At 71.7% G+C, this 14,693-nt stretch carries 15 protein-coding genes; 7 read left to right on the top strand and 8 right to left on the bottom strand.

Annotation, left to right across the window (positions count from 1 at the left end; translation table 11 throughout):
* Positions 1-16: 16 nt before the first annotated feature.
* Genes JMJ55_RS23450 through JMJ55_RS23440 form a run of 3 tightly spaced genes read left to right on the top strand, consistent with a single transcriptional unit; the run spans position 17 to position 4,139 of the window.
* Positions 17-1,840, top strand: coding sequence for a response regulator (locus JMJ55_RS23450; protein ID WP_202828042.1), 1,824 nt, complete (start codon positions 17-19; stop codon positions 1,838-1,840).
* The gene (locus JMJ55_RS23445) at positions 1,840-3,156 is read left to right on the top strand and encodes an NtaA/DmoA family FMN-dependent monooxygenase (RefSeq protein WP_236033973.1); all 1,317 of its coding nucleotides are present in this window, start codon (positions 1,840-1,842) and stop codon (positions 3,154-3,156) included. The genes JMJ55_RS23450 and JMJ55_RS23445 overlap by 1 nt, the downstream gene beginning before the upstream one ends.
* 14 nt (positions 3,157-3,170) lie before the next feature.
* Positions 3,171-4,139: a 2-hydroxyacid dehydrogenase gene (locus JMJ55_RS23440; protein WP_202828041.1), complete on the top strand. Its 969-nt coding sequence runs from the start codon at positions 3,171-3,173 to the stop codon at positions 4,137-4,139.
* A 33-nt stretch (positions 4,140-4,172) separates the two neighbouring features.
* On the opposite strand, the gene JMJ55_RS23435 is transcribed toward JMJ55_RS23440, so the two are convergent.
* The 6 genes from JMJ55_RS23435 to JMJ55_RS23410 all read right to left on the bottom strand — a co-directional run bounded on the left by JMJ55_RS23435 (position 4,173) and on the right by JMJ55_RS23410 (position 9,523).
* Positions 4,173-5,024, bottom strand: coding sequence for a fumarylacetoacetate hydrolase family protein (locus JMJ55_RS23435; protein WP_202828040.1), 852 nt, complete (start codon positions 5,022-5,024; stop codon positions 4,173-4,175).
* A gap of 38 nt (positions 5,025-5,062) precedes the next feature.
* Positions 5,063-5,812 carry an SDR family oxidoreductase gene (locus tag JMJ55_RS23430; RefSeq protein ID WP_202828039.1) on the bottom strand — a complete coding sequence of 250 codons (750 nt, stop codon included), beginning with the start codon at positions 5,810-5,812 and terminating at the stop codon, positions 5,063-5,065.
* A gap of 60 nt (positions 5,813-5,872) precedes the next feature.
* Positions 5,873-6,124, bottom strand: coding sequence for a hypothetical protein (locus tag JMJ55_RS23425; protein ID WP_202828038.1), 252 nt, complete (start codon positions 6,122-6,124; stop codon positions 5,873-5,875).
* 173 nt (positions 6,125-6,297) lie between these two features.
* The gene (locus tag JMJ55_RS23420) at positions 6,298-8,088 is read right to left on the bottom strand and encodes an IlvD/Edd family dehydratase (RefSeq protein ID WP_202828037.1); all 1,791 of its coding nucleotides are present in this window, start codon (positions 8,086-8,088) and stop codon (positions 6,298-6,300) included.
* A 63-nt stretch (positions 8,089-8,151) separates the two neighbouring features.
* Positions 8,152-8,460, bottom strand: coding sequence for a hypothetical protein (locus JMJ55_RS23415; RefSeq protein ID WP_202828036.1), 309 nt, complete (start codon positions 8,458-8,460; stop codon positions 8,152-8,154).
* A gap of 13 nt (positions 8,461-8,473) precedes the next feature.
* Entirely contained in the window at positions 8,474-9,523 is a 1,050-nt protein-coding gene (locus tag JMJ55_RS23410; protein WP_202828035.1) for an alpha/beta hydrolase, read from the bottom strand.
* Positions 9,524-9,603: 80 nt separating this feature from the next.
* Here JMJ55_RS23410 and JMJ55_RS23405 point away from each other — a divergent pair, with 80 nt between their 5' ends.
* Both JMJ55_RS23405 and JMJ55_RS31715 read left to right on the top strand, forming a co-directional pair.
* Positions 9,604-11,058: an MATE family efflux transporter gene (locus JMJ55_RS23405; protein ID WP_236033972.1), complete on the top strand. Its 1,455-nt coding sequence runs from the start codon at positions 9,604-9,606 to the stop codon at positions 11,056-11,058.
* Between the two features lie 27 nt (positions 11,059-11,085).
* A complete protein-coding gene (locus JMJ55_RS31715) occupies positions 11,086-11,214 on the top strand; it encodes a hypothetical protein (protein ID WP_268885390.1) in 129 nt (42 codons plus the stop codon).
* An 8-nt stretch (positions 11,215-11,222) separates the two neighbouring features.
* Here the strand turns inward: JMJ55_RS31715 and JMJ55_RS23400 are convergent, their stop codons facing one another.
* Entirely contained in the window at positions 11,223-12,233 is a 1,011-nt protein-coding gene (locus tag JMJ55_RS23400; RefSeq protein WP_328702763.1) for a C-terminal binding protein, read from the bottom strand.
* 95 nt (positions 12,234-12,328) lie between these two features.
* Here JMJ55_RS23400 and JMJ55_RS23395 point away from each other — a divergent pair, with 95 nt between their 5' ends.
* Both JMJ55_RS23395 and JMJ55_RS23390 read left to right on the top strand, forming a co-directional pair.
* On the top strand, positions 12,329-13,078 hold the full coding sequence (locus tag JMJ55_RS23395) for an SDR family NAD(P)-dependent oxidoreductase (protein WP_202828033.1): 750 nt from the start codon (positions 12,329-12,331) through the stop codon (positions 13,076-13,078).
* Positions 13,075-14,313: a c-type cytochrome gene (locus JMJ55_RS23390; protein WP_202828032.1), complete on the top strand. Its 1,239-nt coding sequence runs from the start codon at positions 13,075-13,077 to the stop codon at positions 14,311-14,313. Before JMJ55_RS23395 ends, JMJ55_RS23390 begins: the two co-directional genes overlap by 4 nt.
* On the opposite strand, the gene JMJ55_RS23385 is transcribed toward JMJ55_RS23390, so the two are convergent.
* Positions 14,288-14,686 (bottom strand): type IV secretion protein Rhs, encoded by a 399-nt coding sequence (locus tag JMJ55_RS23385; RefSeq protein WP_202828031.1) that lies wholly within the window; start codon positions 14,684-14,686, stop codon positions 14,288-14,290. The two genes, JMJ55_RS23390 and JMJ55_RS23385, sit on opposite strands and share 26 nt — an antisense overlap.
* Positions 14,687-14,693 lie beyond the last annotated feature (7 nt).

Genomic DNA, 14,693 nt, shown 5'->3' with positions numbered 1-14,693 from the left:
GACGGGGGACCAACGGATGAGTTTCCCGCCGGCCACGCGGCTGGCTATGGCCTTCATGCTGGCGCTCGTTTTCGCCTGTATCCTGGGCATCCTCTGGCGTCAGGACAGGCGCCAATCCGCGCTCCGGGAATGGAGCCTGGCCTGCCTGCTGATCGCCATCGGCGCCGCGGCCCGTGCGGCGCCGGAGATGCCGGACTGGCTCCGCATCGCCGGTCCGAATTCCCTCCTGCTCCTGGGGTTCGGCTGCTTCTGGGCCGGCGCGCGGCATTTCCGGGGCGCCCGCCCGCTGGCGGCGCTGCGCTATGGCGGCACCCTGCTCTGGCTCGCCCTCCTGCCCCTGGTGCTGGACCAGCTGGCGATCCGGGTCTCCTTCATCTCCGGCCTCTTCGGCCTCTATGCGCTGCTCATTGCCTGGGAATTCCGCTGCGGGATGCGGGTGGCGCCGCTGCCCTCGCACGCGCCCCTGATCGGCGTCTTCGCCATCTTCGGCGCGCTCTGCTTCTCTCGCATCCCCTTCGCCGCCTGGTTCGGCTTCGAGGGCACGACCATGCGCACCCTGCCGGTCGCGTCCTGGAACGATGCCCTGGCCGTGGCCATGCTGGCCTGCTTCGCCGGCGTCGCGGTGATGCTGGTCGCCATCGCCCGGGAAAGCGCGGAACGGCAATCCAATGCGGGCCTCGCCGCGGCGCGCGACCGGGCAGATGCCGCCAGCCGCAACAAGTCCCGCTTCCTCGCGCGGATGAGCCACGAGCTGCGCACCCCGCTGAATGCCGTCTATGGCATGGCCCAGGTGCTGGCCCGTGACCCGGCGCTCGGCCCCGTCCAGCGCGAGCAGGCCCGCCTCCTGGTCGAGGCGGGGGGCCAGCTCCTCGGCATCGTCAACGACGCGCTGGATCTCGGCCGGGTCGAGGCCGGCCAGCTCGACCTCGCCCTCCGCCCGGTCCCCCTGGCCGAGACGCTGCGCGCCAGCCTGGCCCAGGCGGAAGCCACCGCCACCGCCCGGGGGCAGGAGTTGCGGCTGGACCTGGCGCCGGACCTGCCCGAGCGGGTCGCCTGCGACCCGCAGCGGCTGCGGCAGATCCTGATGAGCCTGCTCGGCCACGCCATCCGCTCCAGCCCGCCCGGCGGCCGGGTGGCGCTGGCCGCGGCCTGGGGGGAGGGTCTTCTCCGCCTCTATGTTACCGATACCGGTCCCGCCTTGCCGGAGGAGCCCTCGGGCGAAGTCGCCCCCGGCTGGGGCGGGAGCGAGGCGGGGGAGGGGACCGGCCTCGGCCTCGCCATCGCCGCGGCGCTGGCCGGGGCCATGGGTGGCTCGCTGCGCCATGCGCCGGGGCCGGATGGCCAGGGCAACCGCTTCACCCTCCTCCTGCCCGCCCCGGCGGCCGAGGCGCCGGAGCCCGGCCGCAGCCTCCGCCTGCTGGTGGTGGACGACGCCTCGCCCGATCGCAACCTCGCCCGCGCCCTGCTGGAGCCGGCCGGCCACCGGGTCGAGGAGGCGGCGGATGGGATGAGCGCGCTGGCCGCGCTGCAATCCGACCCGCTGCCCGATGCGGTGCTGATGGATGTGGAGATGCGGCCGCTCGATGGCCTCGCCGCCACCCGGATGATCCGCGCGATGGATGGCCCGGCGGCGCGGCTGCCGGTCATCGCCATCACCGCCGGCGCCGCCGGGGACCGCGCCGCCTGCCTCGCGGCGGGGATGGATGGGCATCTGGCCAAGCCGGTCGGGCGCGCCGCCCTGCTGGCTGAGCTCGCCCGCGTCACCGCCCCGATGGGAGCACCGGCGGAGGCGGCACGGAGCCTGCATGGCTCCGGGATCATCACCCGGAGTTTCCCCTGATGCCCCGTCCCTTCCATCTCGGCTGGTTCCTCCAGGGTTCCTCGGTCCAGGCCTGGGGCGAGCCCTTCACCGGCGCCATCGGCCGCGACTGGATGCAGCCGGAGCTCTTCTGCGACATGGCCCGCCACCTGGAGCGCGCCTGCTTCGACTATGTGCTGATCGAGGACAGTTCCTATGTCGGGGAGAGCTATGGCGGCTCGCGCGAGATCTACCTGAAGCACGGGCTTTCGGTGCCGCGGCAGGACCCGGCCATCACCGCGACCCTGATGGCCGCCGCCACCAGCCGGATCGGCATCGTCCCCACCTTCGCCACCTTCACCCACCCGCCCTACCTGCTGGCACGGATGATCGCCTCGCTCGACCAGATCTCGGCCGGGCGCATCGGCTGGAACATGGTCACCGGCAGCTCGGATGTCGCGGCGCGGAATTACGGCCTCGACAAGCTGCCGGACCATGACCTGCGCTACGACATGGCCGATGAATACATGAAGGTCGTGAACGGCCTCTGGGACAGCTGGGAGCCGGGTTCGATCATCGCCGACGGGGAATCGGGGGTGCTGGTGGACCACACCAAGGTCCATGCGGTGGATTTCGAGGGGCGCTGGTTCCGCACCCATGGGCCGCTCAACAGCGGCCCCTGCCCGCAGGGGCGGCCGGTCATCGCCCAGGCGGGGGGCAGCCCGCGCGGGCGGCAATTCGCCAGCTTCCATGCCGATACCATCGTCGCCAGCATCAAGGGCGCGCCGGCGATGCGCGCCTATCGCGAGGATGTCCGCGCCCGCGCCGCCGCCCAGGGGCGCGACCCGGACCGGGTGAAGGTCCTCTTCCTCGTCAACCCCGTCATCGCCGGCAGCCAGGCCGAGGCGGAGGCGAAGCTGGCCGAGCGCAAGTCTCGCGCCGAGGCGCAGGTGCCGCAGCTCCTCGCCTTCTTCGGCAAGATCACCAATATCGACTTCGCGCGCTACGACCTCGACGCGCCGGTCGATACGCTCGACCTGCAGACCAACGGCCATCAGCAGAGCCTGGATGACTTCAAGCGCGTCGCCGGCAAGCGCTCGCTGCGGCAGGCGATGCTCGACTATCGCGGTAGCTCCGGCTCGGTGGAGCTGGTCGGCACGCCGGACTCGGTTGCGGCACAGATGGGCGAGGTGATGGAGGAGGTGGGTGGCGACGGCTTCCTCTTCTCCATGGGCGATGTCAGCCGCCGCACCGTGGCCGAGGTGGCGGATGGGCTGGTGCCGGCGCTGCAACGGCGTGGCCTTTCCCGCCGGGCCTATGCGCATGCGCAGTTCCGCGACAATCTCCTCGAATTCTAGGGGGAGACAAGGCCATGCCGCCACGGATCGTCATGATGGACAGCGCCTTGAGCGCGGCCGAGATCGCAAGGGAGCTGGCGCCCTCGGGCATGGAGCTGGTGATCGCGCCCTTCGGCAGCGAGGCCTTCAAGGCGGCGATCGGGGAGGCGGAGTATCTGGTCGGCTTCGGCAACCGGGCGATCGATGCCGGCTTCTATGCGGCGGCGCCGAAGCTGAAGCTCTTCCAGCTGCTCTCGGCGGGCTACGACACGGTCGATATCGAGGCGGCGCGGGCGGCGGGCATCCCCGTCTGCAACAATGGCGGCGCCAATTCCACGGCGGTGGCCGAGCATGCGCTGATGCTGATGCTCGCCACCTGCCGGCGCCTGGTCTGGCAGCATGAGAACGTCGTCTCCGGCCGCTGGCGCGGCAACGACCCGGGCAGCACGAAGCTCTATGAGCTGCGCGACAAGACCCTCGGCATCGTGGGGCTCGGGGCCATCGGCAAAAAGGTGGCGCGGCTGGCCAATGCCTTCGGCATGACGGTCCACTACTACGACATCCGCCGCGTCTCCGAGGCGGAGGAGGATGCGCTCTCGGTCCGCTTCAAGCTGCTGGGCGAGATCCTGCGGGGCAGCGACATCGTCTCGCTGCATGTGCCGCTGACGCCGGCGAGCAAGCACATGATCGGCGCGGCCGAACTCGCGCGGATGAAGCCGACCGCCTACCTGGTCAATACCTGCCGCGGCCCGGTGGTGGATGAGGTGGCGCTGACCGCGGCGCTGGAGGCCGGCACCATCGCCGGCGCCGGCCTCGATGTCTTCGACCAGGAGCCGCCCTCGGCGGACAACCCGCTCTTCCGGCTGAAGAATGTGGTACTGACCCCGCATTATGCGGGGCCGACCTGGGACAACCAGCAGGCGCGCTTCCGCAACGCCTTCGACAACTGCCAGCGCGTGGCGCGGGGGGAACGGCCGCTCTGGGTCATCCCCGAACTGGCCTGAGATGGGGTGCCGGCCTCGCGGCCGGCGCCTGCCTCAGCCTTCGTAGGCGACGGTCTTCTGCGTCTGCTCGCCGAGGCCCTGGATGCCGAGCTTCATCGTCTGCCCGGCCTTCAGGAATATCGGCGAGGGCTTCTGGCCGAGGCCGACACCCGGCGGCGTGCCGGTGAAGATCACGTCGCCCGGATGCAGGGTGATCATGCCCGAGACGTAGGAGACGATGGTCTTCACCCCGAAGATCATGGTGCGCGTGCTGCCGTCCTGCATGCGCTTGCCGTCGACGTCGCAGAACATGCTGAGGTTCTGCGGGTCCGGCACCTCGTCCTTCGTCACCAGCCAGGGGCCGACCGGGCCGAAGCTGTCGCAACCCTTGCCCTTGTCCCAGGCGCCGCCGCGCTCGATCTGCCACTCGCGCTCGGAGACGTCGTTGCCGACGGCATAGCCGGCGACATGGTCGAGGGCCTGGTCCTCGCTCACGCATTTGGCCTTGGAGCCGATGACGATGCAGAGCTCGACTTCCCAGTCGGTCTTCACGCTGCCCTTCGGGATGATGACGTCGTCATTCGGGCCGCTGAGTGCGCCGAGGGACTTCAGAAAGACGATCGGCTCCTTCGGGACCGGCGCGCCGGTCTCGGCGGCATGGTCGGCATAGTTGAGACCGATGCAGATGAGGTTCTTCATCCCCGTGACCGGCGGGCCGAGGCGCGGATTGCCGGAGACGGCCGGCAGGCTGGACGGATCGAGGGCGGCGAGCTTGGCCAGGCCGGCGGCCGAGAGCGCCTCGCCGGCCAGGTCGGGGATGACGCCCGAAAGGTCACGAATGGTGCCCGAAGCATCGAGCAGGCCGGGTTTTTCCTGGCCGTCGGGGCCGTAGCGCAGAAGTTTCATCGAAGTCTCCTCATGGGTTCAGAGCGCCGGCGCGCAAACTACAAAGTCCAGCCGCCATCGATGACGATGGACTGGCCGGTGACGAAGGTGCTTTCGGGGGCGGAGAGATAGACGACCAGCGCCGCCATCTCCTCGGCGGTGGCGAGCCGGCCCATGGCCTGGCGGGAGACGAAGGCGGCGCGGGCCGCCTCCTCGCTGCCGGCGGCGGCGGCATTGGCCGAGATGCGCTCGCCGAGGCTCGGCGTATCGACCGTGCCGGGGCAGAGGCAGTTGCAGCGGATGCCTCGCGTCACATACTCGGTGGCGACGGATTTCGTCAGGCCGATCACCGCGGCCTTGGTGGTGCCGTAGAGGAAGCGGTTCGGCGCACCCTTCACCGAGGAACAGGCGGAGGACATGTTGACGATGGCGCCACCGCCCTTGCCGAGCATCCCCGGCAGCGCGGCGCGGATCGTCTGCCACATGGAGCGGACATTCAGCGCGAAGCCGAAATTCCACTCCTCATCGGTGCAGGTCTCGATCGTGTTCTGGTGGACGAAGCCGGCGCAGTTGAACAGCACGTCGAGCGGGCCGGCCGCCTGGATCGCCGCGGCGACGGCGGCATCGTCCAGCACATTGAGAGCGCGGGTTTCGATCCCCGCCTCGCCGAGGCCGGCGAGCTTTTCGGCGCTGAGATCGGTTGCGACGACGCTGGCGCCCTCGGCGGCATAGGCCAGGGCCGTGGCCCGGCCGATGCCCTGGCCTGCCGCCGTCACGAAGCACCGCTTGCCTGCCAGCCTGCCTGCCATGGCGAACCCCCCTTATCGGGGGGCCATGATCACGGCCCGGCGGCTGGCGTCAACCCGGGGTCAGCGGGCCGGGTTGGTGGCCATGGCGAGGCGGCGCGGCGGCTGGGCGATGCGCGGAATGGCGACCGGCAGGGCGGGGGCGGCATTCGCCACCGGGGCCGGCGGCGGGGCGGCGACAGGGCGGCCGAAGGACACGCGGGCATTCTGCGCCAGCGTGCGGGCGGCGGCATCCTCGGTCGGGGTCTGCTGCGCCAGGGCCGGGCCGGCCAGGCCGAGCAGCAGCGCGGCGAGCGGCATCATGGAGTTGCGCATGGAAGTCTCTCCTCGGGGGCCGGATCGGGTCCGGCCGTTGCGAGGAGAGATAGGCCTGTTGCGGAGCAACGCAAACAGGAAACGGTGGATGGGCACCATTCAGGAAATGGATGGCGCAACCCTATAGGCAAGCCATCGGGGAATGCGCCTTGCGGCGCATTTCCCAACAGGCCTCAGTGGTTGTGCCGGCTCTCGCCCCGGGTGTTGAGCACGTCGAGGTAGAGGGTCGCCGGTTCCAGGCAGCCGCCGGTGCCGAGCTGGCCGATCATGCTGCGCTGGATCTCCTCCCAGGGGGTCTTGTTGACCAGCTTGGGCGGCTGCCAGGCGGCACGGCGGGCGGCGAGCTCCGCCTCCGGGATCAGCAGGTCGACCTTGCGGGTGTTGAGGTCGATGCGGATCGGGTCGCCCGACTTCAGCAGGGCGAGGCCGCCGCCCACCACCGCCTCGGGCGAGACATTGAGGATGGAGGGGCTGGCCGAGGTGCCGCTCTGCCGCCCATCGCCCATGGTGGGCAGGCTGTCGATGCCGGCCTTCAGCAGGGCCGCGGGGGGCTGCATGTTCACCACCTCGGCGCTGCCGGGATAGCCGACCGGGCCGCAATTGCGGATGACCAGCACCGTGTGCTCGTCGATGCCGAGCGAGGGGTCCTCGATCCGGTCGTGATAATCCTCCGGCCCTTCGAAGACGACGACCTTGCCCTCGAAGACGCCCGGCGGGTTCGACAGGAACCGATTCCGGAACGCTTTGTCGATCACCGAGATCTTCATGACCGCACTATCAAAAATGTTGCCCGAGAGGATGGCGAAGCCGGCCTTCTCCTTCAGCGGGGTGCTGTAGGGGCGGATCACCTCGCGGTCCGGCTCCTCCAGCGTCTCCACATTGGAAGCGAGGCTGCGGCCGGTGACGGTCATGACCCCGCCATGCAACTTGCCGGCATCCAGCAGCTCCTTCATCACCGCGGGCACGCCGCCGGCGCGGTGGAAGGCCTCGCCGAGGAAGCGGCCGGCCGGCTGGCAATCGACCAGCAGCGGGATGTCGTGGCCGAGGCGGTCCCAGTCCTCGATCTTCAGCTCGACGCCCATGTGGCGGGCGATGGCGATGATATGCGGCGGGCAGTTGGTGGAAGCACCGAGCGCCGAGGCGGCGATGATGGCGTTCTCGAAGGCCTCCCGCGTCATGATGTCGGAGGGGCGCAGATTCTCATGCACCATCTCGACGATGCGCTTGCCGGTCGCATGCGCGATCTGGCCGCGCTCCCGGTAGGGGCCGGGGATGGCGGCGCAGCCGGGGAGGGACATGCCCAGCGCCTCGGCCAGCGAGTTCATCGACAGCGCCGTGCCCATGGTGTTGCAATGGCCGACGCTGGTGGAGCTGCTGGCGACCAGCTCCATGAAGCCGTCATAGTCGATCTTGCCCTCGGCGAGCAGCTTGCGGCCTTCCCAGACGATGGTGCCGCTGCCGGTCAGCCGCCCTTTCCAGTGGCCGTCCAGCATCGGCCCGCCGGAGAGGACGATAGCGGGGATGTTGACCGTCGCCGCGCCCATCAGCACGGCCGGCGTCGTCTTGTCGCAGCCGGCCGTCAGCACCACGCCATCCATCGGATAGCCGTGCAGGATCTCGACCAGCGAGAGATAGGCGAGGTTGCGGTCGAGCGCCGCGGTCGGGCGCTTGCCGGTCTCCTGGATCGGGTGGATCGGAAATTCCAGCGGGATGCCGCCGGCGTCGCGGATGCCGGCCTTCACCCGCTCGGCCAGCGCCAGGTGGTGGCGGTTGCAGGGGGCGATGTCGCTGCCGGTCTGGGCGATGCCGATGATCGGCTTGCCGGATTGCAGCTCGCCGCGGGTCATGCCGAAATTCAGGAAGCGCTCGACATAGAGCGCGGTCATGCCCGGATCCTCCGGGTCGTCGAACCAGCGCTGGCTGCGCAGTTTGAAGGACTTCTTGGTCTGGTCGGAACTGGCCATGGCGATTACTCCCGCTGCCGTGAACGTCGTGCCCCGGACCTTCCCTGTCAACGATGCGTGCCGTTACGGAAAGACGAGGTCGCCCTGGCTGCAGGTATTGATCCGCCGGCGCTCTTTCGCCTCGCCGCCGTCGAAGACGATGCGGATGTCGTTCACGCATTGCCCGGGCGGCAGGGGCACCAGGTGGCTGGCGCCGCTGCCGAGGGTCTTGCTGCCGAGCCGGTCGTCGCCCCAGGCATTCACCCCGGCGGAGGCGACATAGATCTCCTGGATGTCGCGCGTGCCACGGTTGGTGATGCGGACCGAGGCCTCCTGCGCGGCTGCCACCAGGGGCAGCGCGCAGGCGAGGAGGGTGAGCGTCAGGCGGCGCATGGCGGCGGCTCCGTCAGGCGATGGCTTCCTCGAGGAAGACCTGCACCGCCTGGAACAGCGCCCCGCGGTTGCGCTCCATGACGATGCTATGGGTCCCCTCGGCGAGCTGGACCAGGCGCTTGCCGGGACTCGCGGTCAGCAGCGGGAACAGCGTGTTCGCCATGGCAGGGGGCGTGTCGCGGTCCCATTCGGCGACCACCAGCAGTGTGGGGACGGTGATCTTCGCCGGGTCGTAGAAGGGCTTGCCGGATTGCCAGAAGTCCCGGCTGTCCTGCACCTCGCCATTGGGGGCGCGGAGCGCGGGCGGGCTGCGGCGCTGGCCCTCCGGGTCGGTGGCCCAGGTGACGCCGGCCCAATGCTCGAACCAGCCGGGTGGGATCAGGGCGGCGCGCTTCGCCTCCGGCACACCGTTGAGCCAGCGCTCCCGCGCCTGGGCCTGGGTCACGTAGCGATAGGCGCCGAGCTCGGCACCGGTACCGGCCGCGGCGGGGCTCGGGCCCTCGCGCAGCCATTGCGGGGCGTAGAGCACCAGCCGCTCGACCAGGGCCGGATTGTCGGCGGTGAAGCGGGCCATCAGGCTGGTGCCCCAGGACCAGCCCATATGGACGATCTTCGGCAGGCCCCGGCGCTGGCGGATGAAGGCGGCCGCCGCGGCGATATCGGCCACCGCCGTCTCGCCACGGACCAGGGGCTGGCCGGCCTCCGGCGGCTGGGCCATCTCCGGGGGGCGGGTGCTGCGGCCATAGCCGCGGAGGTCGAGGCACCAGACATCGAAGCCGCGGCCGGCGATGTAGTCCATCCAGGACAGGCCGCCGAGCGGCAGGTCGAAGGCGGTGCTGGCCGGATAGGTGGCGCCATGGACGAAGAGCAGCGTCCGGTCCGGCCGCGGCTGCCCGCCCTCCTGGTGCTTGTTCCGCAGGAAGAGCTCGATCCCCGCATCCTTGGAGGGGACCATGAATTCCTCGGTCTGCACCGGCGCGCCTTGGGCCTCGGCAGCGGCGGGCAGCAGGGCGGCGGCGGCGAGGGCGGCAGGCGGGGCGGCGAGCAGCGCGCGGCGGTGCATGGGTCTTCCTCGCTGGTGTGGCTTTGGCGGCAGCCTAGCGCGGAAGCGGCGGCTTTCCACCACCCTGCGTGGGATGCCCCATGCGGCCGGCGCCGGGCCGGGCTACACCCTCGGCCATGCATGGGATGGAAACACGCGGCCTCGGCTGGTGGGCCGAGGCCCGGGCGACGCTCGCCCTCGCCTGGCCGCTGGCCCTGACCAATCTCAGCCAGCATGCGATGGCGGCGACCGATGCGCTGATCCTCGGCTGGTTCTCGACCGAGGCGCTGGCGGCGGGGACGCTCGGGGCCAATCTCTACTGGCTGATGATGGCGCCGGCCCTCGGCACCGGCTTCGCCGCGGCGCCGGTGATGGCCCAGGCGCGCGGGATGGGGCAGCGCCGCGGCGGGGCCGGGCGCGGCTGGATGCGGGAGTTGCGGCGGGGGGCGCGGAGCGCGCTGGTCGCCACGCTGATCCTGCTGCTGCCCTCGCTGCTGGTGCTCTGGCAGGGCGAGTCGATCCTGCGGCTGATGGGGCAGGAGCCGGCGCTGGCGCGGGATGCCGGGGCCTTCCTGCGGGCGATGATGTGGGGGCTGATCCCCTTCTCGGCCTTCATCGTGCTGCGCGGCTTCCTGGCCGCCATGGACCGGCCGGGGCCGGCGCTCTGGGTGACGGGGGCGGCGGTCGTCGCCAATGCTCCGCTCTGCTGGCTGCTGGTCTTCGGCGCCTTCGGCTGGGAGGGGATGGGGGTGGCCGGGGCCGGCCTCGCCAGTGCGCTCGCCGACCTGCTGATGCTGCTGGCGCTGCTGGTGCTGATCGCGCGGGACCGGCGGCTCCGGCGCTTCCGGCTGCTCGGGCGGTTCTGGCGAATCGACTGGCCGCGGCTGGTCGAGGTCTTCCGCATCGGCCTGCCGATCAGCGGGCAGATGCTGATGGAGATCGGCGTCTTCAGCGCCGCCGCGCTGGCGATGGGCTGGTTCGGCGCCACCGCGGTGGCGGCGCATGCCATCGCGCTGCAGGTCGCGGCGCTGAGCTTCATGGTGCCGATGGGAATCGGCCAGGCAGCGACGGCGCGGGTCGGGATGATGGCCGGGCGGGGCGATGCGGCGGGGGCTTGGCAAGCCGGCTGGGTGGCGATCGGCCTCGGCGCCGGCTTCATGCTGGCGATGGCGACCCTGTTCATGCTGGCGGCGCGGCCGATCGCCTGGGCCTTCCTCGATGCGCGGGAGGACGGTGCGGCGGCGGTGGCGGCGCTGGGGGCCGGGCTGCTGACCATCGCCGGGCTGTTCCAGTTGGGCGACGGGGTGCAGGCGGTTGCGGCCGGCGCGCTGCGCGGGCTGAAGGATACCAAGGTGCCGATGCTGCTGGCGGCGCTCGGCTATTGGGGAATCGGCATGCCGGTCGGGGTGGGGCTGGCGGTGGCGGCGAAGATGGGGCCGGCGGGGCTCTGGCTGGGGCTGGCGGCGGGGGTCTCGCTGGTGGCGGGGATGCTGCTGCTGCGCTGGCGGCGGCTGTCCGAAGCGTCACGCGACAGGAAAGCCTTGGCCGGGGCATGAGAATCCTCCCTTGAGGGAGCCCGTCCGATGCGCCGTTGCCTGGCCATCCTCCTGCTCGGCCTGCTGGCCGCCTGCCAACACGCCCAGCCGAGTCCGGTCGGCACCAATTGCGTCCGCTATGGCAGCCGCAACGTGATGCCGACCTGCACCAACTAGGGGCCGCCCTATTCGCTCTCGGGCGGGATGACGTTGGTGCGGCGGCCCTCGACCAGCACGTCGCGCATCGTCTCGATGCTCTTGATGCGGATGTCCTGCCAGGCCTCCGGCGTGTGGAAGGCGATGTGCGGGGTGATGACCAGGCGGCCGCGCAGCCAGTCCTCGCTGTCTCGGTAGGCGCGGAGCAGGGCGGGGATGGGCTCGACCGGCGGCTCCTCCGGGATGACGTCCAAGCCGGCGCCGGCAAGGTGCCCGTCGCGCAGGCACCGCTCCACCGCATCGATATCGAGGATGGGGCCGCGGGCGGTGTTCACCACCACGGCGTTCTTCGGCAGCAGGCGCAGCTCCCGCTCGCCGATCAGGCCGCGCGTCGCGCGGGTCAGCGGGCAGTGGATGGAGAGCACGTCGGACTGGGCCAGCAACTCGTCCATGCTGCGGACGCGCTGGATGCCGAGCGCGCGGTCCCATCCGTTCGGCTGGTTCGGGTCGTAGAAGACGACGCGGTAGCCGAAGGCCTTGGCCCGCAGCGCCGCCGCCGAGCCGATACGGCCGAGGCCGAGGATGCCGAAGGTCTGCACCTCCTGCCGGCGGTGCAGCGGGGATTGCATCACCGCCCAGGGCGCCGGGTCCGGCCCGCGCTGGGTGTCGTGGTAGAGGATCAGGCCACGGCGCAGCGACAGCGCCAGGAGGACGGCGAACTCCGCAACCTCCTGCGTGCCGTAGTCGGGCAGGTTGCAGACGGTGATGCCGCGCGCGGCGGCGGCGGCGCGGTCCACCCGGTCATAGCCGACGCCCATGCGGACGATGACCTTCAGCTTCGGGAAGCGGGCGATCTGCTCGGCCGGGACCCACATCCGGAGTGTCATCAACCCATCGACCTCGGCCAGCATCGAATCCGGCAACTCGGCGATGCTGGATTTCGCGTTGCCGCGGATGATGCGGACGCCGGGGCCCAGGATCTCCTGCTCGGGGATCGTGTCCGGATACAGCCCCTCGGGCTCGAGCACCGTCAGCGTCACGCGGTTTCCTTCCCAGTTCGGTTGCAAGTGGGGGATACGGTTGCCGGCCGGGCGGCGCAACCGCATCCTCGCCGGGTTAGAGGCGGGGGCAGAGCATGGCAAGGCGGCGATACCTGATCACCGGGGCGGCGAGCGGCATCGGCGCCGCCGCCTGCCGGGCGCTGGCTGGGCCGGAGGCGGCGATCCTGGTCCATACCCGCAAGAATAGGGAGGGCGCCGAACGGGTCGCCGCGGCGATCCGCGAGCGGGGCGGCGAGGCGGCGGTGCATCTCGCCGACCTCGCCGAGCCGGAGGCGCCGGCGGCGCTGGTCGAGGCGGCGGTCGGGGCGCTCGGCGGGCTGGACGTATTGGTCTCCAATGCCGGCTTCGCCGATCGGACGCCGGTGGCAAGCCTGACCGATGCCGCCTATGCCGCCAGCCAGGACGCGATCGCCTTCGCCTTCCTGCGCCTAGCGCGCGCCGCCGGGCCGCATCTGGCGCGGGGGGAGGCGCCGCGGCTGGTCGCCGTCTCCTCCTTCGTCGCCCATGTCTTCCGGCTGGAACAGCCGGTTTTCCCCGCCTCGGCCGCGGCCAAGGCGGCGCTGGAGGCGCTGGTGCGGGCGCTCGCCATCGAATGGGCGCCGGCGGTGACGGTGAATGCGGTGGCGCCGGGCTTCACGCGCAAGGATGCAGGGGCGCATGCGGCGCTGGACCCCAAGGCCTTCGAGGAGCGGATCGCCCGCATCCCGCTGCGCCGCCTCGGCACGCCGGAGGATGTGGCGGCGGCGGTCGCCTTCCTCGCCTCGCCGGCGGCTGGCTACATCACCGGCCAGGTGATCCATGTGGATGGCGGCATCACGGCGTGAGGCGCTGGCTGGCCCTCCTGCTGCTGCTCGCCGGCAATGCGCCGGCGCAGGAACTGGCCGGGCATGGCGGGCCGGTGCGGGCGCTGGCAGTGCTGCCCGAGGGGGTGGCCTCGGCCGGCTTCGACGCGGCGGTGATCCTGTGGGAAGGCGGCCGGGCGCGGCGGGTGATGCGCTGGCATGCGGGGGCGGTGCAGGCGCTGCTCGCCCTGCCGGATGGCGGCCTGGCCAGCGCCGGGGAGGATGGGCGCATCGCCCTCTGGCCCCCCGGCGGGGCGGAAGCGCCGGCGCGGGTGCTGGAGGGGCATGCGGCACCGGTCGCGGCCCTCGCCCTGGGGCCGGATGGCGTGCTCGGCAGCGCCGGCTGGGATGGCACCCTTCGCCTCTGGGACCCGGACGGGACGGCGCGGGTGCTGGAAGGCCATGGGGCCCCGGTCAACGGGATCGCCTGGGATGGCGCCCATTGGGCCAGCGCCGGCTATGACGGGACGGTGCGGCGCTGGGGCGTGCAGGGTGGGCAGGTGCTGGCCGAATTCGGCCTGCCGCAGAATGCGCTGGCGGCGCTGCCGGATGGCGGGCTGGCCGCGGGCGGGGCGGATGGCGCGGTGCGGCTGATCGGCGCCGATGGGGCGGTGCGGGAATTGGCCGCCGGCAACCGGCCGGTGGTGGCGCTGGCCGTGGCGCCGGGGCGTCTGGCCGCCGCCTCGCTCGGGGGCAGCGTCACGCTCTGGTCGCTGCCGGAGGGGCGGCTGCTCCACACGCTGGAGGGGCCGGGCCTGCCGGTCTGGTCGGTGGCCTTCGACGGCGCGCGGCTCTGGACCGGCGGGCAGGACCGGCTGGTGCGCGGCTGGGATGTGGCGAGCGGCACGCCGCTCGGCCCGCTGGCGCCGGTGGAGACGGCAGCGCCGGCCGAGGCCGATGCGACGGGCGCCCGGGTCTTCCGCGCCTGCGCCGCCTGCCATGCGCTGACAGAGGGCGGACCGCCCATGGCCGGGCCGCATCTGCACGGGCTGTTCGGCCGGCGGATGGGCAGCCTGCCGGGCTATGCCTATTCGCTGCGCCTGGCGCAGGGCGACATCACCTGGACGCCGGAGACGGTCGCCGACCTCTTCACCCGCGGGCCGGATGTGGTGACGCCGGGGACGCGGATGCCGGTGCAGCGTGTGGGCAACCCGGAGGAGATGGCGGCGCTGATCCGCTTCCTGGCGGTGGCTACCGCCGCTCCACCCGCCCGGTAGCGCGGCCGGCGGCATCGTAATCCCGCGCACTGCTGCCCTGCGCCTCGCGCCGCCCGGTGTTGCGGCCCTGCGCGTCGTAGAAGCGCGTGGTCGTGCCCCCGGTCTCGGCGCGGCCGGTCATGCGGCCCTGCGCATCATAGAAGCGGCCATTCTCCGCCCGCCCGGTGCTGCGGCCCTCGGCGTCGTAGAAGCGCCTGGTGCCGCCGGTGGACTCCGCCCGGCCGGTGCTGCGCCCCTGCGCATCGTAGAAGCGGGTGGTCGTGCCCTGGGTCTCGGCGCGGCCGGTCGTGCGGCCTTGCGCGTCATAGAAGCGCTCGGTCTGCGCCGCGGCCGGCGTCGCCAGGAGAAGCAGCAGGAAGAGGATGCGTCCCATGCCGCGC

The sequence above is a fragment of the Belnapia mucosa genome, assembly GCF_016775475.1.
GTDB classification, from domain to species: Bacteria; Pseudomonadota; Alphaproteobacteria; order Acetobacterales; family Acetobacteraceae; genus Belnapia; species Belnapia mucosa.
This window is presented reverse-complemented; position numbering and strand designations above follow the sequence as displayed.

Bases quoted from the DNA above. Each gene is read 5' to 3' on its own strand.
- JMJ55_RS23385 (WP_202828031.1), bottom strand. From the start codon at position 14,686: ATGGGACGCATCCTCTTCCTGCTGCTTCTCCTGGCGACGCCGGCCGCG.
- JMJ55_RS23445 (WP_236033973.1), top strand. From the start codon at position 1,840: ATGCCCCGTCCCTTCCATCTCGGCTGGTTCCTCCAGGGTTCCTCGGTC.
- JMJ55_RS23410 (WP_202828035.1), bottom strand. From the start codon at position 9,523: ATGCACCGCCGCGCGCTGCTCGCCGCCCCGCCTGCCGCCCTCGCCGCC.
- JMJ55_RS23430 (WP_202828039.1), bottom strand. From the start codon at position 5,812: ATGGCAGGCAGGCTGGCAGGCAAGCGGTGCTTCGTGACGGCGGCAGGC.
- JMJ55_RS23405 (WP_236033972.1), top strand. From the start codon at position 9,604: ATGCGGCCGGCGCCGGGCCGGGCTACACCCTCGGCCATGCATGGGATG.
- JMJ55_RS23435 (WP_202828040.1), bottom strand. From the start codon at position 5,024: ATGAAACTTCTGCGCTACGGCCCCGACGGCCAGGAAAAACCCGGCCTG.
- JMJ55_RS23425 (WP_202828038.1), bottom strand. From the start codon at position 6,124: ATGCGCAACTCCATGATGCCGCTCGCCGCGCTGCTGCTCGGCCTGGCC.
- JMJ55_RS31715 (WP_268885390.1), top strand. From the start codon at position 11,086: ATGCGCCGTTGCCTGGCCATCCTCCTGCTCGGCCTGCTGGCCGCCTGC.
- JMJ55_RS23395 (WP_202828033.1), top strand. From the start codon at position 12,329: ATGGCAAGGCGGCGATACCTGATCACCGGGGCGGCGAGCGGCATCGGC.
- JMJ55_RS23440 (WP_202828041.1), top strand. From the start codon at position 3,171: ATGCCGCCACGGATCGTCATGATGGACAGCGCCTTGAGCGCGGCCGAG.
- JMJ55_RS23420 (WP_202828037.1), bottom strand. From the start codon at position 8,088: ATGGCCAGTTCCGACCAGACCAAGAAGTCCTTCAAACTGCGCAGCCAG.
- JMJ55_RS23450 (WP_202828042.1), top strand. From the start codon at position 17: ATGAGTTTCCCGCCGGCCACGCGGCTGGCTATGGCCTTCATGCTGGCG.
- JMJ55_RS23415 (WP_202828036.1), bottom strand. From the start codon at position 8,460: ATGCGCCGCCTGACGCTCACCCTCCTCGCCTGCGCGCTGCCCCTGGTG.